The organism is Rhodanobacter sp. Root561 (genome assembly GCF_001427365.1).
GTDB lineage: Bacteria > Pseudomonadota > Gammaproteobacteria > Xanthomonadales > Rhodanobacteraceae > Rhodanobacter.
Genome location: NZ_LMGH01000010.1, coordinates 308,665 through 331,740 on the forward strand (window position 1 = coordinate 308,665; position 23,076 = coordinate 331,740).

Genomic DNA, 23,076 nt, shown 5'->3' on the forward strand with positions numbered 1-23,076 from the left:
TCGCTTACCCGTCGTGTCCGCTGTAGGAGAGATTGAATGACTTGTTGATGAGGGGGAAGTCGGGAACGATGTTGCCCAGCAGCGCGACCTCGATCAGCGGCCAGTTCTGCCACGAGGGGTCATGCGGATGGCATCGCCGGATACGGCCGTCCGGACCGGTCTCCAACGCCACCATCACCGGGCCGCGCCATCCTTCGATCAGACCGACTCCCAGCTGGCCGGCCGGCGCCATCGGAACTTCTGCGCAGAGGTCGCCATGCGGCAACGTGTCCAGCAGGTGTCGGCACAACCGCAGCGACTCCAGCGTTTCGTCAAAGCGCACCTGCACGCGTGCCGCCACATCGCCTTCCGCGCGTGTCGCCAGCACGGGGGCCAGGTTGTCGTAGGGTGCCCATGGCTGGTCGACGCGAAGATCGCGAGCGATGCCGGACGCGCGTGCGGCCAGGCCGACGGCTCCCAGCGTCCGGGCCTGAACGGGCGTCAGCCGGCCGGCACCGAGAAAACGATCCTGCAGACCTTCGTGGTTGGCGTAGATGGAACGCAGTTCATGCACGGCGCATTCGAGCATCGCGACTTCGTCGAGCAGGGTCGGCATCGCCCGCACCGGCAGATCGCAGGCCACCCCGCCGGGCACCACAAAGTCGAACAGATAGCGCTGGCCGAACACCTCTGCGTTATGGCGGAGCAACTGCTCTTTCAGGGTCGAGAACTGCGTCAGTCCGAAGGCAAAGCCAGCGTCGTTGCCGATGCCGCCGAGATCGCCCAGATGATTGGCGATGCGCTCGCGTTCGAGCGCCAAGGCGCGCAAGACGGCGGCACGCGGCGACGGAACCGAGGCCGTGATGGACTCGAGCGCCGCGCAATAAGCCCAGCCAAAGGCTACTGTCGAATCCCCGCTGAGCCGTGCCGCCAGGCGATGGCCGTCGCGTTGCATAAAGCTTTCAAAACGCTTGGCGACCCCCTTATGGGTATAGCCCAGGCGTTCTTCCAGGCGCAGCACTTTTTCGCCCACGACGGAAACATGGAAGCGTCCCGGCTCGATGGTCCCGGCATGCACGGGGCCCACCGCCACCTCATGCACGCCTTCGCCGATGACCGGCACGAACGGATAGGGCGCACTGACGCCCGGATAGGTTTGCGCCGAACCGACATCGCGGCGCAGCGGAAACACGCCCTCCGGCCAGCCGCCATGACGCAACCATGGGCGCGTGTCACCGCCTTCGGCCCGGATGCCGAGCAGGTCATGGATCGCACGCTGCAGGCGGTCGGCCACCGGGAAACGTGACGTCAGCGAGGGATAGACCCCGCGTTCGGCAGGCATCGCATGTTCGATCAGGACAACGCGATCGGGCAACAAGTAGGCCGCGCGCACGCGCAGGCATTCGTCACGATCCCGATCATCGCTACCCCAGAGCGCCAACAAACTCGCGCCCGCTTCGCGTAGCGCATCGGCCGCCCACGTCCAGTGGTGGGCGTCGGCTTCCACACGGTAGACCGCCGCGTTGGACGGCAGGGGCATGCAGGCAGTATCAAGGAAGTCAGGCCACATATGATTCATCCAATCAACCGTGCGGCCAGGCGATACCATTCGGCGAGGGCTGGCGGCATGTACACGCCGAGCATCAGCACGATCGACAAATGGACGAACACCGGCACCAGTGCGGGCGAATGCGGCAAGGGCCGCGCGTCGGTCTCACCGAACACCATCGGCTGCACTTTGCCGAAGATCGCGGCAAACGCCACGCCCAGGGCGGTCAGCAGGATCGGCGTGGCCCAGGGATGATCGCGCATCGCCGTGGTCAGTATCAGGTATTCGCTGGTGAAGACGCCGAACGGCGGCATGCCGAGGATCGCCAGCGATCCCAGCATCAGCCCCCAGCCCACAGTGGGACTGACCACCAGCAAGCCACGGATGCCGTCGATACGCTGCGTGCCCGCGATCTGCGATGCGTGACCGGCGGCGAAAAAGATCGCCGACTTGGTCAACGAGTGCACCGTCATGTGCAGCAGTGCGGCGAAGTTCGCCAGCGGGCCACCCATGCCGAACGCGAAGGTGATGATGCCCATGTGCTCGATCGAGGAGTAGCCGAACAGGCGCTTGATGTCGCGTTGCCGCCACAGGAAGAACGCGGCCAGCAGCGTCGAGAACAGACCAAAGCCCATCAACATGCGCCCGGGAAGTTCAGAGTGCATCGCGCCGACGGCGAGGATCTTGCAGCGAACCACCGCGTACATCGCCACGTTAAGCAGCAGCCCCGACAGGACTGCCGAGACCGGCGTCGGACCCTCGGCGTGGGCATCGGGCAGCCAGTTGTGCAAGGGGGCGAGGCCCACCTTGGTGCCGTAGCCAACCAGCAGAAACACAAAAGCCAGTCCGATCACGGTGGGATCGAGCTGCCCTTTCACGGCATTGAGATGCGTCCACAGCAGCGCACTCATGCCCTCGCTACCGAGCAGCCGCTCCGCCGCGAAATACAGCAGGATCGTGCCGAACAACGCTAGCGCGATACCGACGCCGCACAGGATGAAGTACTTCCAAGCCGCCTCGATGCTGGCGCGGGTGCGGTACAGCGACACCAGCAGCACTGTCGACAGCGTCGCCGCTTCCATCGCCACCCACAGCAGTCCCATGTTGTTGGTCGACAACGCCACCAGCATCGCAGTCATGAACAGCTGGTACATGCTGTGATACAGCCGCAGGCGGCGCGCGTTGAGGCGGCCGTGATCTTCCTCGATGCGCATGTAGGGTCGTGAGAACACCGCCGTGGTGAAGCCGACCAGCGCGGTCAACGCGATCAGGAACACATTGAACGGGTCAACGAAGAACTGCTCGTGGGCCACCGTCATCGGCCCCTCGCCAATGATCCGCAGGACCAGGGCGCCGGCGGCAATCAGCGTGGCGAAGCTGATGGCAACATTGAGTTCGGCCGCACGCTGCTGCGCGCCAACGAGCGCGAGCAGGATCGCGCCCACCACCGGGATAGCCAGTACCAGCACGAGCTCCACGTCAGTCCTCCTTGAGTGCTTCGAGCTGATGCAGATCGAGGCTGTCGAACTGCTCGCGGATCTGGAAGAAGAAGATGCCGAAAATGAATACGCCGACCAGCAGATCCAGCGCGATGCCCAGTTCGATCACCATCGGCATGCCGTAGGTCGTGCTGGTGGCGGCGAAGAACAAGCCGTTTTCCATCGCCAGGAAACCGATCACCTGGGTGACCGCCTTGTGCCGGGCAATCATCATCAGGAAGGCCAGCAGGATGACCGCCATGGCGATGCCCAGGGTCTGCCGGGTCACCGTGGTGGCCAGCGAACTGATCGGCTGGGCCAGCCCGAACGCGAAGATCACCAGGCCCAGCCCCACCAGCATCAGGGTCGGGATGTTCACCAGCGGATCGCTGTCGCCCTCGATACCCAGGCGGCGCATGAGCCGCATCAGGATCCACGGCATCAGGCAGACTTTTTCGACCAGGGTCAGTGCGGCAGAGTAGTACAGGTGTGGCAAATGCGCGGTCGTGGCCGCTAACAGCGTGGACGCGGTCAGCACGGCGCCCTGCCAGGCCAGCAGAATGATCAGCCGCCGCGTACGCCGTTGCGCGAGCATGGCGAACGAAATCATCAGCAGGCCGGCGGCGAGGACGTGCAACAGCTGGGTGGCGAGGGTCAGTGTAGGCATGATTCAGGATTGCAGCAGCAGGTGGACGAGCAGTCCCAGCACGGCGAGCAGGAATGCCATGCTCAGGAACTCGGGTGCGCGGAAGATGCGCAATTTGGCCGAAACCGTCTCGATCAACGCCAGCACGGCGCCGGCGATGACCAGCTTGATCACCAGCCATGCCACGGCGAACAGCAACGCCAGCGGCCCGTTCGCTTGCAGCGCGATGCCCCACGGCACAAACAACGCGAAACCGATGCAGGCGTAATTGAACAGCTTCAGCCAGGACGCCCATTCCATGAGTGCCAGGTGGCGCGCCGAATATTCGAGCAGCATCGCCTCGTGGATCATCGTCACTTCGAGATGCGTCGCCGGATTGTCGATCGGGATGCGGGCGTTCTCCGCCAGCAACACCATCACGAAAGCCACCCCGGCGAAGGCCAGACTCGGGTGCAGCGCCAGCCCATCGGCGTTCAAGGTACCTTCCACCACCGTCGGCAGCGCCGTGCTGCCGAACATCAGAAAGGCGTTGAAAAGCACCATCAGCAATGCCGGCTCGGCGAGAAAGCCGATCATCATCTCGCGCCGCGCGCCCATGCTGCCGAACACCGTACCGATATCCATCGCTGCCAGCGCCATGAACACGCGTGCCGTCGCAAACAAGCCGACTAATGCGATCGCATCGGCCACACGCGCCATCGGCAGATCCGTGGTCACCGAGGGAATGATCGCGGCCGCCATGGCCATGGTGCCGAACACGATGTAGGGCGTGGCGCGGAACAAGGGCGAGGCGTACGTGGCCAGTGCCGCATCTTTTCGGAACAGCTTGCGCAAGCTGCGGTAGGGCTGCAGCAGGGGTGGTGCCGACCGATTCTGCAACCAGGCCCGACACTGCGCGACCCAGCCCGCCAATACGGGTGCCAGCGCAACCGCAAGTACCACGCCACCCAACTGGCTGACGAGCGCGAGCGCGTTCATAGGACAAACACCAGCAACACAATCAAGGTAAGGAAGCTGTACAACAAATAGATGGCCAGACGGCCACGCTGCAGCACGGAGAGCGCATCGGCCAGCCAGCCGACGGCACGGGCGAGCGGTAGATAAAGCCCATGCCAGCATCGGTCGTCGATCTGGATACGGTAACGGGGAGCTCGGTCATCCGGCGAGGGCAGTTCGCGCTCGATGCGAAAGAACGGCCCGAACATGTGCCGGATCGGCTGACCAAACCCTTCGGCGGTGTCCTGCATGCGCGGGGTCAGCGCGGGGTAGCCGCAATTCCACGGCGGCATGCGGCGCACACGACCGTGATACAGCCGCCGTACCAGCACGAACATCACTGCGATCACGCCGGCCATGCCCAGCAGCAGCCACAGGCCACTGTAGGAAGCCTGCGCCCGCGCCACCGGGGCGATCCACCAGGGCGCCGGTCCGCGCTGGATCACGGTGCCGACTAACGCCCGTGTCACGGCAGCGACGGCATCCAGCGCGACTTGCGGGAAGACGCCGATGAGGATGCAGCCCAAGGCCAGCCAGCCCAGTCCCACACGTTCGAGCCAGCCGGCATCGTGAGCCTGCATCAATGACGGTTCGCGCGGCTGGCCCAGAAAGATCACGCCATAGAACTTGACCATCACGTAGCCGGCCAGCGCGGCGGTCAATGCCACCAGCGCGGCCCCCAATGGCACGATCATGTTGACGAACGCATGCGGCATGGAGGGCGTCGACAAAAACGCCTGCAGCAGCAGCCATTCGGACACGAAACCGTTGAGTGGCGGCAAACCGGCAAGTGCTAGGGTGCCGATCAAGGCCAGGGTGGCGACCCAGGGCATCCGGCGGATCAGGCCGCCCAATTTGCCCAGGCTGCGTTCGTGGGTAGCGTGGAGCACGGATCCGGTGGCCAGAAAGAGCAGGCTCTTGAACAGCGCATGATTGAAGGCATGCAGCAACGCCGCCGTCAGCGCCAGCGCCGCCAGCAAACGCATGTTGAATGCGTAGCCCAACAGGGCCAAACCGATGGCCGCGACGATCAGGCCGATGTTCTCGATGGAGGAATAAGCCAGCAACCGCTTCATGTCGGTCTGCACAGCAGCAAACACGGCGCCGAACAGGGCGGTACCCAGCCCCAACGCTAGCGTCAGCATGCCCCACCACCACGGACCGGTATGGAGCAGATCGAAACTGACGCGCAGCAGGCCGTAGATCGCCACCTTCAGCATCAGGCCACTCATCATGGCGGACACCGGCGATGGGGCGGCCGGATGAGCTTCGGGCAACCACACATGCAGGGGCACCAGCCCCGCCTTGGCACCGAAACCGAACAACGCCAGCCCGAAGGCCACACCGGCCCACACCGGGGAGAGCGTGGCGCCGCGCATCGCATCGAACGTCATCAGCCAGCTGCCACCGTGCAACACGCCGAAACACAGCAGCAGCGCCAGCGCTCCCACGTGCGCCATCAACAGGTACAGAAAGCCGGCGCGCTGGATCTCCGGGATGCGGTGCTGCGTGGTCACCAGGAAATACGAGCTGAGCGCCATCGTCTCCCAGGCCACCATGAACAGATAGGCGTCGTCAGCGAGGATGACCATCGCCATGCTGGCCAGAAACGTGTGGTATTGCAGGCATAGCAGGCCTGGCGAGGTACCTTCGCCCGCACGGAAATAACCGGCCGCGAACACCGAAATGCCGGCGCCGACGCTGCCGAGCAGCAGCAGGAAAAAGCCGGAGAGCGCATCGAGCCGAACATGGAACGGCAAGTCCGGCAATCCGAGCGGAAGGACCACCTGCTCCACCACGAAGCCGTCCGTGAGTGCGGAAAAACCCACGGCGGCGATACCCAGGGCGACAAGCGCGCCGAGCGGAAACAACGTGTAGGCCACCCAGCCGATGCGATGTGAGCGCACCAATCCGGCGAGGCCCAGCACCAGCCAGGCAGACACCAGGCCGAGCAGGACCGGCACGTGCGAAAGAGCGAAAAACGGATTCACCCCCGGCTCTCCATCGTCTCACTCGCCACCACGAGCATCGGGGTACAGGCCGGTGACGAAACGCGGAGGGCTGTGCTGTTCATGATAATGGAGCTACTATTGGAAACATCTTTAGTGTAAGACTGATGGAACTCAAATGTCACTAGAAAGTCGCACCGCGCGATTGACCATCCTGATCGATCCACGAAAGAAGGCGATCTTCGAGCGTCTTTGCGCCGAGGAGGACGCCACACCCTCGCAGGTGGTGCGCCGACTGCTTCGGAACTACATCGGGCAGAGATCGGGGCACCCATGGCGGCCTGGCGAACATCATGTAAAAAAAAGAAGAGAACCCTTTGGAGGCGAAAGCTCATGACCTCACTCGATAGGGTCGTGGACACAGGCGAGGAACAGCGAACGAAGCCGGGCATCGCGGCCGTCGGCGCGACCGACCGTCCCGGATCCATCGCAGCAAAGCGCACGGCAAAAAGACCCCTTGCGTCGAGCAGTGCGGCCATTTCAGCGAATTCCACCCTGAAACCGGATCAGATCGCCTTCCTCGGCGAGCATGCCGCTCACCACAAGGCCACCGCCGCGACGGCGTTCGTACAGGTTCTGTGCTGGCCGACGCTTCCCGACGCATGGCCCCGCCTTACGCGCAGCTGTGCGGCGCTGGTCGCGGTGCGTACGGACATGTTCTCGTCGGGGGCGGTACCTGTGGCCCGCTCCTGGGTGCAAGGCGTGGCCCCCCAGTTGAGCCTCCCCTTCAGCCGTGACGCGGGTGCTGAAGAAAGCACGTTAGCGACGTTGATCGCGCGACTGCCGGCGCGCCTTGTCGCTACGGTCGTGGAACCCGATCGCGAAAAAGGCGTGGTGTCGGACCTGGTCCTGTATCGGCGATCCCTTTCCGGATGCCTCGCAGCGTATGAGGCGTTTTTAAAGGACGCTCATGAAAGTGCACGCGGCGTCTTGATCGCGCATTCCCGCAAGGGAACGCAGGGCGAAAACCTGACGGAGGCTTTCAAGGAAGCTCGCGACCGTCTTGACGACGATTCCAGCCTCAACAATCTCAAGTTGCGATTCTGGTCCGAGCCCGCTCTACCACTGCCATTGGAAATCGCCAACCTAGCCGCCGCGGCGATCAGCCGTTACCTGGAAGCACCCAAGCAGGCCAATCCCATCTTTGACGCCGTAGCCTCCAAGCTGGTGAATCCCCCTACCTGCCTGGAATCGCGCAAGCGCCGCTAAGCGTGACAACCAGGATGTCCGACATCTTTATTACTCTCCGGATCCAACCATGCATCCATTCCGACAACCGATGACGGCTGGCAAAAGAACGCACGCGGCATCGGCTTCTAAACAGCCCCCGGCGTTCGTCGCCGATCGAGAGTAACGACTAGAGGCACGGACGCCACGGACATCAGCGATTCCACGTGAGGATAGCCCCATGCCAGATACGCGACCGCTCTCTCCGCATCTTCAGATCTACAAGCGGCAGGTGCAGATGATGACTTCCATCGTGCATCGCGCCACCGGCATCGCCTTGGCCGTCGGCAGCGTGCTGGTGGTAGCTGGGCTGCTGCATCTGGCCGCCGGCGAAGACAGCTTCAACCACTTCAAGAGCATTCTCGGCAGCTCGGTCGGCATGGTTCTGCTGGTCGGCTGGAGCTGGGCATTGTTCTATCACCTGTGCAACGGCATCCGTCATCTGATCCAGGATGCCGGCCTTGGGTATGACATTCCCCAGTTCGTACGCTCCAGCTGGTTGTCGGTCGCCGCCAGCATCGTGCTCACCGTGCTGGTGTGGGCTTATGTCATGACGGCCGGGGGTGCGGCATGAACGCGAAGGACACCGTCGTGAAAGACCGGCGCAACCCGTTGAAGGTTGCCCGCGGGCTGGGTTCATCGCAGTCCGGTGTGGGCCACTGGTGGACCCAGCGGGTGACCGCGGCCGCACTGGTGCTGCTCGGCGCGTGGTTTGTCGCCACCGTGCTGTGCCTGCTGCATGCCGACTACACCACGGCGCATGCGGCGGTCGCGAAGCCGTGGAACGCGCTGCTGCTGATCGCGTTCGTGCTCACCATGTTCTGGCATGCCGTGCTTGGCCTGCAGGTGGTGATCGAGGATTACGTGCACACCCGCTGGAAGGAAGTCGTCCTGCTGGTGGCGATCAAGTTCCTCGCGGTGCTCGGCGCGCTGGCCAGCGTGCTGGCCGTGCTGCGTATTGCGCTGACCCCCTGAGATGCGAGGCGAGAGTGTCATGGAAAGCTACAAGATCCAGCAACACCTGTATGACGTGATCGTGGTCGGGGCCGGTGGTGCCGGTCTGCGCGCGACCTTCGGCCTGGCCGAGAAGGGCCTCAAGGCCGCCTGTATCACCAAGGTCTTTCCGACCCGTTCGCACACCGTGGCGGCACAGGGCGGTATTTCGGCTGCGCTGGGCAACATGGGCGAAGACGACTGGCGCTTCCACTTCTACGACACCATCAAGGGCGGCGACTGGCTTGGCGATCAGGACGCGATCGAGTACATGTGCAAGAACGCGCCCGCGGCCGTGATTGAACTGGAGCACTACGGCGTGCCGTTCTCGCGTACCGCCGAGGGCAAGATCTACCAGCGTCCGTTCGGTGGCATGACCACGCACTACGGCAAGGGCACCGCACAGCGCACCTGTGCGGCAGCCGACCGTACCGGCCACGCCATGTTGCACACGCTGTACCAACAGGCGTTGGCGCATGACGCCACGTTCTTCATCGAATACTTCGCGATCGACCTGATCTTCGACGAAGCCGGTGTTTGCCGCGGCGTGCTCGCGCTCGACATGAACGAAGGCACCTTGCATTTCTTCCGCGGCCAGGCCGTGGTGCTGGCGACCGGCGGTTACGGTCGCGCCTATTTCAGCGCCACCTCGGCGCATACCTGCACCGGCGACGGCGGCGGCATGGTGTTGCGCGCGGGTCTGGCGTTGCAGGACATGGAGTTCGTGCAGTTCCATCCGACCGGCATCTACGGTGCCGGCTGCCTGATCACCGAGGGCGTGCGTGGCGAAGGCGGATACCTCACCAACGCCGAGGGCGAGCGCTTCATGGAGCGCTACGCACCGCACGCGAAAGATCTGGCGTCGCGTGACGTGGTCAGTCGCGCGATGACGATCGAGATTCGCGAGGGTCGCGGCGTCGGCGAACACAAGGATCATATCTACCTGAACCTGATGCATCTGGGGCCGAAGGTTATTCAGGAAATGCTGCCGGGTATTGCCGAGTCGGCCCGCATCTTCGCCGGCGTGGATGTGACCAAGGAGCCGATCCCCGTCATTCCGACCGCGCACTACAATATGGGCGGCATCCCGACCAATTATCACGGCGAGGTCGTGCAGAAGCGTGGCGACGATGTCGACGCGATCGTGCCGGGCCTGTTCGCGATCGGCGAGGCGGCGTGCGTGTCGGTGCATGGCGGCAATCGGCTGGGTTCGAACTCGCTGCTCGATATCGTGGTCTTCGGTCGCGCGGCGGCCCATCGCTGTGCCGAGCTGATCCAGCCAGGCACGGCGCATAAGGATCTGCCCGCCAACGTACTGGACAAGTCGCTGGCCCGCTTCGATGCGTTGCGTCACGCCAACGGGAGCACGCCGACGGCGCAGATCCGCATGGCCATGCAACGCACCATGCAGAGCGATGCGGCGGTGTTTCGCACCGGTGCCTCGCTGGCTGAAGGCAAGCAGAAGATCTCCGAGGTCTACGATTCGTTTCAGGATGTCCATATCAGCGATCACTCGCTGGTGTGGAACTCCGACCTGATCGAGACGCTGGAGCTATCCAACCTGCTGGCGCAGGCGGTGGCGACCATGCATTCGGCGGAGCAGCGCCCGGAAAGCCGCGGTGCGCATGCGCGCGAGGACTTTCCGGAACGCGACGACCTCAACTGGCACAAGCACACGCTGGTATGGGTCGACGAGGCCGGCAAGTCGCGCTTCGATTATCGTCCGGTGCACATGAATACCTTGACCGACGAGGTCGAGCCCGTAGCCTTGGCGAAACGCGTTTATTGATTGCACTTTGTGGGCGGCTTTTTTCGGCCGTGATCGGACACCACGCGCATCGAATCATTGAAGGTTGACGACATGGCTGAATTCACCCTACCGAAGAACTCCAGGATCCAGCCGGGCAAGCACTACCCGGCCAAGGATGCGAAGAAGCCGCGTACCTTCCGCATCTATCGCTGGTCGCCGGATGACGGACAGAACCCCCGCATGGACACGTACGAAGTCGATCTGGCCGCGTGCGGTCCGATGGTTCTGGACGCGCTGCTGAAGATCAAGAACGAAATCGATCCCACACTGACGCTGCGTCGCTCGTGCCGCGAAGGCATCTGCGGTTCGTGTGCGATGAACATCGACGGCACCAACACACTGGCCTGCACCCGCGCGATCAGCGAATGCGCGTCTGGCGACGTGAAGATCTATCCGCTGCCGCATATGCCGGTGGTAAAGGATCTGGTCCCCGACCTGACTCACTTTTACGCACAGTTCGCCTCGATCAAACCGTGGCTGCGCACGCAGAGCCCGGCGCCGGATCGCGAGCGCCTGCAGTCGCCGGAAGAGCGCAAGAAGCTGGATGGCTTGTACGAGTGCATCTTGTGCGCCTGCTGCTCGACCAGCTGTCCGAGCTACTGGTGGAACGGCGACAAGTACCTCGGTCCGGCGATCCTGCTGCAGGCCTATCGCTGGATCGTGGATTCGCGCGATGAAGCCACCGGCGCCCGCCTGGATGATCTGGAAGATCCGTTCAAGCTGTACCGCTGCCACACCATCATGAACTGCACCCGCACCTGTCCCAAGGGTCTGAACCCGGCCAAGGCGATTGCCGAAATCAAGAAGCTCATGGTGGAGCGGCGCACGTGAACAAACGGAGCCGTTGTCCGGGCGGTGAAGGAAAATCGGTGCAAGCACCATTTACCGTATTAGCCCTGGAAGTTGCCTCCAATGAAAATTGATTCCAAACCTATGCCCATTGAAAATCGCACCGCTCGTTTGACCATTCTGATCGACCCCCGCAAAAAGGCGGTTTTTGAACGCTTGTGCGCGGGAGAAGATGCTACGTCTTCACAGGTCGTACGCCGGCTGATCCGGGAATACATCGAACGCAAGTTGGGTCGTCCATGGCATACGGAGGACGACCCCGCCGAAACGGCGGCACCGACGCCCGGAAGCACTCATGCCCGCGCACGCTAACGACCTCCCATCGTCGGCAACCTCTCTCCCAACCGATACCGCGCGGATGACGATGGCTGGACTGGCCCCGGAACACGTAGCCTTCCTGGGAGAGTGCGTAGCCCATAATGTCTACGTGCAGATGCTGTGTTGGTCCGAGACGCCCACCGCCTGGTCGATGCTCGCCGAGGCCGCCGCCGCGATGCGCATGGTGCGCGATGGTTCGTCGATGTCCCACCCCGTCGGGAGCCTATCGTGGGTGCAACGTGTGGCACCGCAGCTGAGTGAACCGCTCGAACGGGAGCGGGATGCCGCCGAGAGCACGCTGGCCACCATGATCGGCCGCCTGCCAGTGCGATTTGCGATGGCGGTAGTGGAACATGAGCGTGGCGAACGTCAGGGAACGGAGGGGGCGCGTTACCGCTCGCTATTCTCCGGTTGCCTGACGGCCTATGACACCTATCTCAAGTCCTCCGGTCAGCATTCCGTCCGGATCATGATCGCGCCCAGTCAAGGGGATGCGAAAAATGACCTGCGCTTGGCCGTCTATCGCGACTTGCTGCGTCACCTGGATGGAACCGAACGAAGAGATACCCTCGAACTGGCTTTCTGGCCCGAAGGCACGCCGCCGTTGGCGATGGAAGTCGCTCAGCTGGCCGCAGCGGCGGTGAGTCGGCACCTGCAGGAGCCGACGCTCGTCAATCCTTTGTTCGAGACCGTCCGCACCCACTTGGCACCGCCCTCGCACTTTCACGCCTTAGGTGGAAGAACGGGACGCCGCTGACTCCTCGCTCGAACGTGGCGACCAGGATGAAACATGTCGATCGATTAGGTCGATCGTCCGCACGATAGCCAAAGGACTATGGAATGCGCATATTGATCGTCGACGACGATGCCGCTTTTCGCAATTCACTTAAAAGCGATCTAACGCAGATGGGGCACGAGGTATCCGCTGCGGTGGGGCTGGAATCGGCTCTCGATGCGGTATTGCAGACAGCCTTCAGGGCGGCCATCGTCGATGCGCACCTTCCGTATGGTGAAACGCGACGCCTCATCACCATGCTTCAGTCGTGTGGAACCTCTGTGCTATTGCTTGCCGAGCAAGACTCGACGACAGGTTTGGCTCACCCCACCGGTTATGCAAGTGTCTGCACGCTGATGAAACCGGTGGGTGTGGTGGAGTTGGAGCGGAGCCTCTATCGGTTGTTGGAATGCTGCTAAAAGCGCGTTCACCGCGTCGGTTTCCGCTCCGATCTCTGTCACGACATCTTGAGATATTCGCCGCCCCAATGCACACGATGAAATCAAGCCCCGCGATGGGCAAGCCTTTTTTCTGGTGGGAGGGCAACACGCTGGTGGTCAACATTCTGGGCAAGCCAAGTGCCAGCTGCGACGCCATCGGCAAACCCAAAGGCTCCCAACTCAAGATCAGTGTGACAGCCGCTCCGCGTGCAGGACGCGCGACCGATCACATGGTGCGCTTCCTGGCCGGCGAATTTGGCGTCCCGCGCTCTGCTATCGAGGTGGTGTTCGGACGTATGAACGTCAACAAACAATTGCGCATCAAAGAACCCCAGAAGCTTCCAGCGGTGTTCCAGGCGGAGAATGCTTCTGATGAGCTGGATAGCACTCCAAGGTAGCTGATGCCTGAACGACTGGAACAAGTCGTCACAACTGCGTTGAGTCAACTTTGACTCTACGTGCGCCGAAGAAAGGATTCGATAGGGCCGAAGCCAAGCCCCAAGGATCAAATCGCTGGCGTTTGTGGCGCGTCCGATGGGCACCGCGCTCTTCATGGCGCTACAGTGACGCTGGAGCCGAGGGACAAAGCTCACGGTCGCACTGTTCCTTCTCGGTACCACCACGGCAGGCATGGCGTTTCTGCCCGGTTACAGCGTGCTTGGTGCTGGCGCGATTGCTCTGCTGGCAATCTTCCGCTTTCTACAAGGCATCGCGCTGGGTGGTTCGTGGGACGGATTGCCGTCGCTGCTGGCCATGAATACACCGCCGCAGCGACGTGGCTGGTACGCCATGCTGGGGCAACTGGGTGCGCCGATCGGTTTCATGATCGCCAGCGGGCTGTTCCTGTTTCTGCACGCCAGCCTCTCGCAGGACGAGTTCCTCGACTGGGGATGGCGCTATCCGTTCTTCGTCGCCTTTGCGATCAATGTGGTCGCCTTGTTCGCGCGCCTGCGCCTGGTCGTAACTCAGGAGTATACGAAGTTGATGGAGGAGCACGAGCTTGAGCCCGTCGGCGTGATTGACTTGGTGCGTGCGCAAGGCAATAACCTGTTCCTGGGTGCATTCGCCGCGCTGGCGAGTTATGCCCTGTTTCATCTCGTCACGGTGTTTCCGGTGTCGTGGATCGTATTGGGTAAAACACAATCCATCGACGATGTGCTGATCGTGCAGATCATCGGCGCCGTGATCGGCATCCTCGGCATGATCGCATCAGGATTCATCGCCGATCGCATGGGTCGACACAGAACGCTTGGGTCGCTTGCTGTACTTATCGGAGTCTTCAGCCTCTTCGCGCCCTGGCTACTGGGTGGCAGTCGTGCGGCGCAGGACATCTTCATTCTGGTGGGATTCGCGCTGCTCGGCCTTTCCTATGGCCAAGCCTCCGGCAGCGCCACAGCGAATTTCGCGTCCCGCTTCCGCTACACCGGCGCCGCACTGACCTCCGATCTCGCATGGCTCATCGGTGCAGCCTTCGCGCCGCTGGTGGCACTTGGGCTGTCATCGCGTTTCGGACTGGGGGCGGTGAGCCTCTACCTGCTCTCCGGCGCCGCGTGCACCCTGTTGGCATTGCGCGTCAACCGTGAGCTAACGGCTCGCGACTAACCCGTAAAGCCGCCGTCTTACTGACAGGCGTCATACGCGCCATGCTGACTGTCTGCACCGAGTTGCAGCGCGCGGCAGCTCATCGCATACCGCTTCACATCAACAAACGGCGCCATGGCATGCAGAGCCAGCCGATCAAGCAGTACATCGGTGATGCGCAATCGTCTGCACGCCAAGCCAGGAAAGTTTTAAACGCGCCGGAACACCAGCGAGCCATTGGTACCACCAAAGCCGAAATTGTTTTTCATCGCCACGTCGATCTTCATCTGCCGCGCCGTGTTGGCGCAATAGTCCAGGTCGCACTCGGGATCCTGCTCGAAAATGTTGATGGTGGGGGGCGACACCTGACGATGCACGGCAAGAACGGTCAGTACCGACTCCAGTCCGCCGGCGCCACCAAGCAGGTGCCCGGTCATGGATTTGGTGGAATTGACCACCACTTTGCGCGCTGCATCGCCAAGAGCCAGTTTGATGGCCTCGGTTTCGTTCTTGTCCCCCAGTTGCGTGGAAGTGCCATGTGCGTTGATGTACTGAATCTCGTCCGGATTGACACCGGCGTCGTGCAAGGCTTTGACCATGGAACGTCTCGGACCATCGGTGTTGGGCGCTGTCATGTGGTAAGCGTCGCCACTCATGCCGAAGCCGGCCAGTTCCGCATAAATTTTGGCGCCGCGCGCCTTGGCATGCGCATATTCTTCCAGCACCAGCACACCGGCACCTTCACCGAGCACGAAACCATCCCGCCCCTTGTCCCAAGGGCGGCATGCCGTCGCGGGATCATCGTTGCGCGTAGAAAGTGCCTTGGCTGAAGCAAAACCGCCCAACGCCAACGGTGACACTGTCGATTCTGCACCACCGCACACCATCACGTCCGCATCGCCGTAAGCAATGGTTCTAGCGCCGATGCCAATGGCATGCAGACCGCTGGTGCAAGCTGCTACCACAGCGTAGTTGGGGCCTTGCAGACCAAACATGATCGACAGGTTCCCGGAAATCATGTTGATGATGGTGCCTGGAATAAAGAACGGCGAAATTTTGCGCGGTCCACTGTCCTTATAGGTTGTGTGTGTCTCCTCGATCAACGGCAGTCCACCAATACCTGCGCCGATATTGACCCCCATACGGTCAGCGTTTTCCGGAGTCACTTGCAGGCCAGAGTCATTGAACGCCTCCATACCCGCCACCATGCCGTAATGGATGAACGTATCCAGGCGGCGCGCTTCTTTGGCAGAAAGATACCGAGTGACGTCGAAATTCTTTACTTCCCCGGCGATCTGAGAGGCGAAGGCGGAAGCATCGAAGCGGGTGATCTTGGTGATACCGGATTTTCCAGCGACGATATTGCTCCATGTCTCGCCGACACCGATGCCGACCGGGGATACCGCGCCCAAGCCAGTTATAACAACTCTGCGTTTAGTCAAGATGATTCCGTAGTAAGGATTGAGGCGAAATTTGCTTGAATGTACGGGAAGACCACCAGCCTCGCTGTGGTTCAGCGAACAGCTAGGAGGGAAATGGGGCTTCTGACGAAATGGAAGTTGACGGACGCAAGCATTGGAAGGAAGAAGACTCATTTGCAGAACATGCTCAGTAGCACCTCGAAGTTGTATTCAACTTCTTCGAGCACATTCAACCAATACCCGATAACGCCATGCAGTTGGATTATCCGCAGCAAGCCTTCCTCTTCTGCTGGATCGGCGGCCACAGCACGTTGCTTTACACGCAGCAATCTCCAAACTGGGGCCGCCACAGTTTACCGCAGCCAGAGCACTCGTATAGAAACCAGCATGGCAATGTGAACATCATCTCGGTGACTCGATGCCCACATTGTTGGCAGGTCAACGTGCTTTCGAGTGCGCTCGCTGGAGCAAACTGGGCAAACGATGCGGCTACACCTTCAAATAGTCATCGCAGGCAACGAAGAGTTGACCAATGTCGGGAGAGCCAGCATCTGGACGCAGCGCCAAGATGGCGCGCAGTTCCGTAATCTGCGTATTGTCTGGAGTCAATTCGGATGGGTTTTCCCACATCCAGTCGACCGCGATCGATGAAAGCCGCGTGGCGGGCATGTAGCGACTTCGTGTGGTGTCGGAACGTCCATACCTGCACGGAAAACAGCCCTATTCAAACCATGGCTTTCACGGGCGCCCTTGAACGCGCTGGCCGGCATGCCAAAGGATCGGTCGGGTCAATCATGGGCGTCTCCTGGAGATGGCGTTGCCTTGTGGCGCGTCTTTGTGGTGCTGGCATGCCGCGCATCCTCTTCCGCATGAATGTAGATCGACGTGGTACCAATGGAACTGTGGCGCAGGTTCTGCTGGATGTGATGGATCGGTGTGCCATCCTCGGCCTGATGCGTAGCGGCCGTATGCCTCAGCCAATGCGTCGATGCCCGCCGTACCCGCGCAGCTTTGGCACCGTCCTTTTCTTGCAAAGTATCGGCCACGCGTCGGAAGGCGTCCTTGACGATCTGGTAGACCGAGGTGGGCGTCAGCGGGAAAGGCCTTCCGGCGATACCCAGAATGGCGGGTGTCTTACCATCCGACGAAGGCACCTCTGGCAGTCCATAAAAACGTCGGTAGCGTGCGAAATCCTCCATAAGACTATCGCTCAGAGGGATCATGCCCTCGACGCCGCCTTTGCCCACGGCGTGCAGCCACCACCGTCTACGGACATGCTGGAAATCACTTTCGCCGGCGGCCGCCGCTTCGGCAGCCCGCAGTGCAGTTTCATAGAGGAAGCGAAGCACCCAGCGGACGCGTTCGTAGCGCTGCCTTTCCCGCGCCGTGTCCTGCGGCCAACCGTCGACGACACGTAGGACATCCTCCCAGAGCGCCCGATCCAAGTAGCGTTCGATCGTGCGTCGGGTGCCGCGGCGCGCCCGTCGTCGCTGCAGCACAAACGGGCTGCCCGCGAGATAGCCGGCGCGTACGAGATAGTTGAACAGTCCCGCAAGAATGCCCAACGCTTGGCGACGGCTGCGCTCGGCTAACGGACCGACGAACAGTCGTCGATGTTCGCCACGACGAGCCAGACCGTCGTCGCACCAGGTCGCGGGCGGTTGAATGAGGAATGCCTCATAGGCGATGACATCTTCCCGCGTCAGGCTGGACACCGGCTTGCCCCGCACTTGCGTGGCCCAGAGCAATAGCCGCTCGGCTTCTTTGCGGTAACTGCGGAAGGTGTGTGGCGAGTCGTGATATTCCGCCAACCATAAGCCGATCGCCGCCACGTCGTCATTGGCCGCAATCTGCCGCGCCACACTGGCCGGTGCCCGGTTGGTGCCTACGCAACCTGACAGGGCGGGCAACAGGGCCTTGGGCAACGCCAAAAGACTCATTAGCAGCTCAGTCATGCTTTCCAATGTTCGCGACCACGGGTAAAGCAGGGTACTGCCAAAATACTTTCGATTATAGGAGTTATCGTAAATTTCTTGAATTAATCGTTATATATATAACGTAATACTGCGATATACAGTATTCTTATCCTTCGAAATTGACCCTCCGAGCGCTTGGATCTGCCCATGAGCCGTGTCAGCGATACCCGTCAACGTACCCGTGAAGCCGCCGCCCAGCTCGTTGCCGGCGCGAAGCGGCCGCACGAAATCACCGTCGACCAGATCTATGCCGTCATCCAGCAGGGCAGCCGAACCACCATCAATGATGAGTTGAAGTTGTGGAAGGACGAGCGAACGAAGGTCGACGCGCTCGGTGCCGATTTGCCACCGGCGGTGGCCGACGCCATGCGCTCGTTGTGGGTCGCCGCCGTGGAACAGGGGGAGCGGACCTTTACCGAACAGCGTGAGGCAATGGAAGCCGAACTGAGCTCGATCCAACTGGAACGCGACGAAGCCAGGGCATCGCGCGATGCCACGATCGCCGATGGACAGCAGCGAGCGCAGCAGGCGACACAACTGGGCGAGCAGCTGACTGAACTGCAGCAGCGGCTGGTCAGTGAAAGTGCAACCAAAAACGATGCGCTTGGCCAGGTCCACGCTTTGCAGCAGGAAATCGCCAGCTTGCGTACCGAATCCATGCGTCAACAAGAAGCCACGGTCGCGGCCCAGGAGAAGCAATCCACCGAATTTCAGGCTCGCCTTGCCGAGCGTGACCTGGCCTTCCAGACCGAACTCGGCACCGCCACCCAGCGACTGGAAGCGGCCCAGGACCACATGCTCCGGCAGATCGATGAGGCACGCGAAGGGCAACGTCACGCCGAAAGGGCGCTGGCCAAGGCGCAGCGGCGACATGAGGAGCAGCAAACGGAGCTTACGGAACTGCGGTTGCGCTACCGCGAACAGCTTCAAAAGCTCGAACAGCAGCGTGCACAGATCGAAGCCCTCACGACCGAGCGGCAGACCTTGATGCAGCAGGTACAGTCGAATCGCGGGCAAATCGACGGGATGGAACTGGCTTTGCAGTTGCTGGCTGCCAAGGCCTCAGGTACAAGGAAAAGTAACGACGATATGCGCAAACCTGCCCAGCGGAAGAGACGTGTGGACTCCAAGAAGAGCGCCAAGGGACTGTGACGAAGAGGCATTTTCAATGCCGGGCTTCAGCGCTCCGGGAGTTGTTCAGCGTAAGCCGGCAGTTCTGTAAGCGTTGCCGATTCGTCTTGGGCGGAAAGCCAGACGCCGTCGGCCAACTCGCAGTGAAGGAAGATCGATTGGTTCTCCGTCCAACCAACTGACCGAACCATATCGTTGGGCAGTTCGATAAGCCACGAACCGTCTATTCGTCGCAGCACAGCCGTTGTTGGATGGGGCATGAGACTGGCTCCGGTACTGAAGGGCTTGTAACCCAATTTTACCTCCGCGCGATCCCCAGTATGGGGTCACCCCTCGACTTTGGAATCTGCTTGCTTGAAAACCACCACGCCGCCGCATATCACCAAACATATCCAACAACTGATCGCGAAAGTGGTTCCGGGCGGAAACCCTGCCTATCTAACGGTTCAACCCGAAGCCGACGCAGTGGTCAACGAATGCTTCCCGAATGTGACGGCTAAGATCGTGCGGGCCGGTGGACGTATGCTATGCGGCTGGCAGATCTGGGAGTGGCCGCATGTGATGGTCGAGGCGGAGTTTCATGCCGTCTGGGTTTCGCCCGAGGGTCAGCTCATCGACATCACACCCAAGACGCACGGGGAGGCTACGATCTTGTTCGTACCTGACGCAAGGCGCACATACACCGGCGCTGTTACAGATAACGTCAGGCTGCCGGTGCGGGACGATTTGCTCGTTCGTCACTTCATCAAGGCGTCCGAGGCCATCGTCCAGGTGATGAATCGTGGCGAGCGCACGGCCCAATACGGGCAGGTCAGCGTTCCGGCGCATGAGATCGAGCCGCTGCTGAGGGCACAGAGTTTTCTCGGTCAGTCCATTTCATCGGGCCTGCGCGACCACGATCCATGTCTGTGCGGAAGGGGTAGCAAATACAAGCGGTGCCATGGCCCTGGCTTTGAAGCCCTCTTTAGCAAGTAGCTTTGGTGTGAATTATTTCCTCTATACCAGCGTCAATACAGCTGCTTAGCTGTGTTTCTGCGAAAATTTCCAGAATCCCGGCCATACCTCAGACGGGACATCATGATCTCCGATACGAATCGGAGACGAGCTTTTGCTTGCCGATTGACCCCGGCGGCGAAACGGTAACCCCGGTTTTTCGTTCCGTTGCTCTCCACACCCCGGGATAGCGTCATAAGTAGCTGTCTGTAAAGATGTTTTATAGGTACTTTTACCATATTGGGCGTTGGGTGGTTTTAGCCGACTTCCCGCACACGCGCAGCCATCGACACTTGATATCTCCCATGCAGGCGCCAGTGTCTTGCATGCCCATCACGATGAACGGCACGAATTCGACCGCAAGACCCGGAGTGCCGCCACGGCCACCGCCCCGTAGATTGGCTGCACGAGATAATCTTCGGGAGCACACCCATGAAAACCGCCGACAAAATCGCCGAACAGGCCGCCGCCACGCTGAGCGACCCCCGCTGGGCCGCGCTGCAGGCGCGCGATGCGGGCGCCGACGGCAGCTTCTTCTATTCGGTCAGGACCACCGGCGTGTACTGCCGTCCTTCCTGCGCAGCCCGCCCGGCCCGGCCCGGGAACGTGGCGTTCCACGATTCGGCCGCAGCGGCGGAACGCGCCGGCTTTCGCCCGTGCAAGCGCTGCAAGCCGGACCAGCTGTCGCTGCAGGAGCAGCACGCGGCCATGGTCACCGGGGCCTGCCGCCTGATCGAGAACGCGGAGACCGCGCCCACGCTGGAGCAACTGGCGAAACCGACCGGCCTGAGCCCGTTCCATTTCCACCGCATCTTCAAGGCCATCGCCGGGGTGACGCCGAAGCAATATGCCGCGGCACACCGCGCCGGCAGGGTGCGCAGCGAACTCGGTCGCGGCAGCAGCGTGACCGAGGCGATCTTCGACGCCGGCTACAACGCCAGCAGCCGTTTCTACGAGAGCTCGAACCAGCTGCTCGGCATGACGCCGTCCAGCTACCGCGCCGGCGGCGTCGACCACGACATCCGCTTCGCGATCGGCGAGTGCTCGCTGGGCGCCATCCTGGTCGCGCAGAGCCAGCGCGGGGTCTGCGCGATCCTGTTCGGCGACGACCCGGATACCCTGGCCCGCGACCTGCAGGACCGCTTCCCCAGGGCGAACCTGATCGGTGGCGATCGCGCGTTCGAGCAGTTGGTGGCGACGGTGGTCGGTTTCGTCGAGGCGCCTGCGCTCGGCCTCGACCTGCCACTGGACGTGCGCGGCACCGCGTTCCAGCAGCGGGTCTGGCGGGCGCTGCGCGACATTCCGGCCGGCGCCACCGTCAGTTACAGCGAGATCGCCCAACGCATCGGTTCGCCCAGGGCGGTGCGGGCGGTGGCCGGTGCCTGCGCGGCGAACATGCTGGCGGTGGCGATCCCCTGCCATCGCGTGGTGCGCAACGACGGCGGCCTGTCCGGCTATCGCTGGGGCGTGGAACGCAAGCGCGCCCTGCTCGCCCGCGAGGCCAAGGCATGAACGCGATGCCCGACGCGATGACGGATGACGCCGCTGCGCGACTGCAGGTTTTCGACTGGGCCGACGTCGCGGACGACCTCGACGCGCAGGGCTTTGCGATGCTCGAAGCCCTGCTGTCGCCGCGGGAGTGCCTCGATCTGGCCAGCCTCTACGCCGACGAGGCGATCTTCCGCAGCCGTGTCGTGATGGGCCGGCACGGTTTCGGGCGCGGCGAGTACCAGTATTTTGCCTACCCGCTGCCGGACACCGTGGCCAGTCTGCGCGGCGCGATCTATCCCCGACTGGTGCCGGTCGCGAATCGCTGGAATGCGGCGATGGGAATCGACGTGCGCTATCCCGACTCCCACGCGGCGTTTCTCGCGCGCTGCCACGGCGCCGGCCAGCGGCGGCCCACGCCGCTGCTGTTGCAGTACGGCGCCGGTGACTACAACTGCCTGCACCAGGATCTCTACGGCGAGCACGTGTTTCCGCTGCAGGTGGCGATCCTGCTGTCCGAGCCGGGACGGGATTTCAGCGGCGGCGAATTCGTGCTGACCGAGCAGCGCCCGCGCATGCAGTCACGCGCCGACGTGGTGCCGCTGCGCCAGGGCGACGCGGTGGTGTTCGCGGTGCACCAGCGCCCGGTGCGTGGCACGCGGGGCAGCTACCGGGTGAACCTTCGTCATGGCGTCAGCCGGCTGCGCAGCGGCCATCGCCACACGCTGGGCATCATCTTCCACGACGCCACATGATCACCACCGACCTGTTCGCCGGCATCCGGGCGCCGCGGCGCGACGAGTCCTTGTGCGCAGGCGCGGTGGTGTTGCGCGGCTTTGCGCTGGCCGACGAGGCGCCGCTGCTGCAGGCGATCGATGCGATCGTGGCGCAGGCGCCATTCCGCCACCTGATCACCCCCGGCGGCTTGCGCATGTCGGTGGCGATGACCAATGCCGGATCGCTGGGCTGGGTCAGCGACCGGCGCGGCTATCGCTACGATCCGGTCGATCCGGACAGCGGCAAGCGCTGGCCGCCGCTGCCCGACGTGTTCCGCAAGCTCGCCGCCAACGCGGCCGCCCAGGCCGGCTTTGCCGGTTTCGCGCCGGATGCCTGCCTGGTCAACCGCTACGAGCCGGGCACCCGGCTGAGCCTGCATCAGGATCGCGACGAGCGCGACTTCGGCCAGCCGATCGTTTCCGTGTCGCTGGGCATTCCCGCCGTGTTCCTGTTCGGTGGCGAACAACGCAGCGATCCCGCGATGCGGGTGCCGCTGGCTCACGGCGACGTGGTCGTTTGGGGCGGCCCGGCGCGGTTGCGCCATCACGGCGTGCTGCCGCTGAAGCCGAACCATCACGAAGCGTTGGGCGAATGCCGCATCAACCTCACGTTTCGCTGCGCCGGCTAGCCAGGGAGTTCG

The 23,076-nt window shown here is 62.3% G+C and carries 23 protein-coding genes and 2 pseudogenes; 16 read left to right on the forward strand and 9 right to left on the reverse strand.

Features of this window, described 5'->3' with window-relative positions; all coding sequences use genetic code 11:
* Window positions 1-4: 4 nt before the first annotated feature.
* The 5 genes from ASD55_RS07920 to hyfB are packed head-to-tail and all read right to left on the reverse strand — an operon-like array spanning window position 5 to window position 6,639.
* Window positions 5-1,558 carry an NADH-quinone oxidoreductase subunit C gene (locus ASD55_RS07920; RefSeq protein ID WP_056765006.1) on the reverse strand — a complete coding sequence of 518 codons (1,554 nt, stop codon included), beginning with the start codon at window positions 1,556-1,558 and terminating at the stop codon, window positions 5-7.
* Window positions 1,555-3,006 carry a hydrogenase 4 subunit F gene (locus ASD55_RS07925; protein WP_056765008.1) on the reverse strand — a complete coding sequence of 484 codons (1,452 nt, stop codon included), beginning with the start codon at window positions 3,004-3,006 and terminating at the stop codon, window positions 1,555-1,557. Before ASD55_RS07925 ends, ASD55_RS07920 begins: the two co-directional genes overlap by 4 nt.
* Window position 3,007: 1 nt before the next feature.
* Window positions 3,008-3,673: a formate hydrogenlyase gene (locus ASD55_RS07930; RefSeq protein WP_235577754.1), complete on the reverse strand. Its 666-nt coding sequence runs from the start codon at window positions 3,671-3,673 to the stop codon at window positions 3,008-3,010.
* 3 nt (window positions 3,674-3,676) lie between these two features.
* Window positions 3,677-4,630 carry an NADH-quinone oxidoreductase subunit H gene (locus tag ASD55_RS07935; protein ID WP_056765013.1) on the reverse strand — a complete coding sequence of 318 codons (954 nt, stop codon included), beginning with the start codon at window positions 4,628-4,630 and terminating at the stop codon, window positions 3,677-3,679.
* Window positions 4,627-6,639 carry a hydrogenase 4 subunit B gene (hyfB, locus tag ASD55_RS07940; RefSeq protein WP_056765016.1) on the reverse strand — a complete coding sequence of 671 codons (2,013 nt, stop codon included), beginning with the start codon at window positions 6,637-6,639 and terminating at the stop codon, window positions 4,627-4,629. Before hyfB ends, ASD55_RS07935 begins: the two co-directional genes overlap by 4 nt.
* A 136-nt stretch (window positions 6,640-6,775) precedes the next feature.
* Here hyfB and ASD55_RS18815 point away from each other — a divergent pair, with 136 nt between their 5' ends.
* The 11 genes and pseudogenes from ASD55_RS18815 to ASD55_RS07985 form a co-directional block, all read left to right on the forward strand.
* Entirely contained in the window at window positions 6,776-6,994 is a 219-nt protein-coding gene (locus tag ASD55_RS18815; RefSeq protein ID WP_082542694.1) for a CopG family transcriptional regulator, read from the forward strand.
* On the forward strand, window positions 6,991-7,866 hold the full coding sequence (locus ASD55_RS07945) for a hypothetical protein (RefSeq protein ID WP_056765019.1): 876 nt from the start codon (window positions 6,991-6,993) through the stop codon (window positions 7,864-7,866). Before ASD55_RS18815 ends, ASD55_RS07945 begins: the two co-directional genes overlap by 4 nt.
* 199 nt (window positions 7,867-8,065) lie before the next feature.
* Entirely contained in the window at window positions 8,066-8,458 is a 393-nt protein-coding gene (gene sdhC / locus ASD55_RS07950) for a succinate dehydrogenase, cytochrome b556 subunit (RefSeq protein WP_056765022.1), read from the forward strand.
* Window positions 8,455-8,859: a succinate dehydrogenase, hydrophobic membrane anchor protein gene (gene sdhD / locus ASD55_RS07955; RefSeq protein ID WP_056765023.1), complete on the forward strand. Its 405-nt coding sequence runs from the start codon at window positions 8,455-8,457 to the stop codon at window positions 8,857-8,859. Before sdhC ends, sdhD begins: the two co-directional genes overlap by 4 nt.
* A gap of 19 nt (window positions 8,860-8,878) precedes the next feature.
* Complete coding sequence (sdhA, locus tag ASD55_RS07960) at window positions 8,879-10,666, forward strand: succinate dehydrogenase flavoprotein subunit (protein ID WP_056765026.1); 1,788 nt, start codon at window positions 8,879-8,881, stop codon at window positions 10,664-10,666.
* Window positions 10,667-10,738: 72 nt separating this feature from the next.
* The gene (locus ASD55_RS07965; protein ID WP_056765029.1) at window positions 10,739-11,518 is read left to right on the forward strand and encodes a succinate dehydrogenase iron-sulfur subunit; all 780 of its coding nucleotides are present in this window, start codon (window positions 10,739-10,741) and stop codon (window positions 11,516-11,518) included.
* A gap of 81 nt (window positions 11,519-11,599) precedes the next feature.
* Window positions 11,600-11,848, forward strand: coding sequence for a ribbon-helix-helix protein, CopG family (locus ASD55_RS18025; RefSeq protein WP_235577755.1), 249 nt, complete (start codon window positions 11,600-11,602; stop codon window positions 11,846-11,848).
* Window positions 11,849-11,900: 52 nt separating this feature from the next.
* Window positions 11,901-12,611, forward strand: a complete 711-nt coding sequence (locus ASD55_RS07970) for a hypothetical protein (RefSeq protein WP_157598912.1) — start codon at window positions 11,901-11,903, stop codon at window positions 12,609-12,611.
* 83 nt (window positions 12,612-12,694) lie between these two features.
* Complete coding sequence (locus tag ASD55_RS07975; RefSeq protein WP_056765033.1) at window positions 12,695-13,048, forward strand: response regulator transcription factor; 354 nt, start codon at window positions 12,695-12,697, stop codon at window positions 13,046-13,048.
* A gap of 77 nt (window positions 13,049-13,125) precedes the next feature.
* Complete coding sequence (locus tag ASD55_RS07980; RefSeq protein ID WP_056765384.1) at window positions 13,126-13,467, forward strand: DUF167 family protein; 342 nt, start codon at window positions 13,126-13,128, stop codon at window positions 13,465-13,467.
* Window positions 13,468-13,663: 196 nt separating this feature from the next.
* Window positions 13,664-14,671 (forward strand): annotated as a pseudogene (locus tag ASD55_RS07985) (MFS transporter); the annotation flags it as partial.
* Between the two features lie 188 nt (window positions 14,672-14,859).
* Here the strand turns inward: ASD55_RS07985 and fabF are convergent.
* The 4 genes and pseudogenes from fabF to ASD55_RS07995 form a co-directional block, all read right to left on the reverse strand.
* A complete protein-coding gene (gene fabF, locus ASD55_RS07990; protein WP_056765036.1) occupies window positions 14,860-16,092 on the reverse strand; it encodes a beta-ketoacyl-ACP synthase II in 1,233 nt (410 codons plus the stop codon).
* 298 nt (window positions 16,093-16,390) lie between these two features.
* Window positions 16,391-16,513 (reverse strand): annotated as a pseudogene (locus ASD55_RS18965) (GDCCVxC domain-containing (seleno)protein); the annotation flags it as partial.
* 47 nt (window positions 16,514-16,560) lie between these two features.
* Window positions 16,561-16,740 carry a hypothetical protein gene (locus tag ASD55_RS18820; RefSeq protein WP_235577757.1) on the reverse strand — a complete coding sequence of 60 codons (180 nt, stop codon included), beginning with the start codon at window positions 16,738-16,740 and terminating at the stop codon, window positions 16,561-16,563.
* Window positions 16,741-16,859: 119 nt separating this feature from the next.
* On the reverse strand, window positions 16,860-18,026 hold the full coding sequence (locus ASD55_RS07995) for a site-specific integrase (protein ID WP_056765038.1): 1,167 nt from the start codon (window positions 18,024-18,026) through the stop codon (window positions 16,860-16,862).
* A gap of 168 nt (window positions 18,027-18,194) precedes the next feature.
* Here ASD55_RS07995 and ASD55_RS08000 point away from each other — a divergent pair, with 168 nt between their 5' ends.
* From ASD55_RS08000 to alkB, 5 genes are all read left to right on the forward strand, one after another.
* Window positions 18,195-19,199, forward strand: a complete 1,005-nt coding sequence (locus tag ASD55_RS08000; RefSeq protein WP_056765040.1) for a DNA-binding protein — start codon at window positions 18,195-18,197, stop codon at window positions 19,197-19,199.
* A gap of 333 nt (window positions 19,200-19,532) precedes the next feature.
* Window positions 19,533-20,153 (forward strand): SEC-C domain-containing protein, encoded by a 621-nt coding sequence (locus tag ASD55_RS08005; protein WP_082542715.1) that lies wholly within the window; start codon window positions 19,533-19,535, stop codon window positions 20,151-20,153.
* A gap of 450 nt (window positions 20,154-20,603) precedes the next feature.
* Window positions 20,604-21,683, forward strand: a complete 1,080-nt coding sequence (gene ada / locus ASD55_RS08010) for a bifunctional DNA-binding transcriptional regulator/O6-methylguanine-DNA methyltransferase Ada (RefSeq protein WP_056765046.1) — start codon at window positions 20,604-20,606, stop codon at window positions 21,681-21,683.
* On the forward strand, window positions 21,680-22,414 hold the full coding sequence (locus ASD55_RS08015) for a 2OG-Fe(II) oxygenase (protein ID WP_056765049.1): 735 nt from the start codon (window positions 21,680-21,682) through the stop codon (window positions 22,412-22,414). The genes ada and ASD55_RS08015 overlap by 4 nt, the downstream gene beginning before the upstream one ends.
* Window positions 22,411-23,064: a DNA oxidative demethylase AlkB gene (gene alkB / locus ASD55_RS08020; RefSeq protein ID WP_056765052.1), complete on the forward strand. Its 654-nt coding sequence runs from the start codon at window positions 22,411-22,413 to the stop codon at window positions 23,062-23,064. The genes ASD55_RS08015 and alkB overlap by 4 nt, the downstream gene beginning before the upstream one ends.
* Window positions 23,065-23,076: the final 12 nt, after the last annotated feature.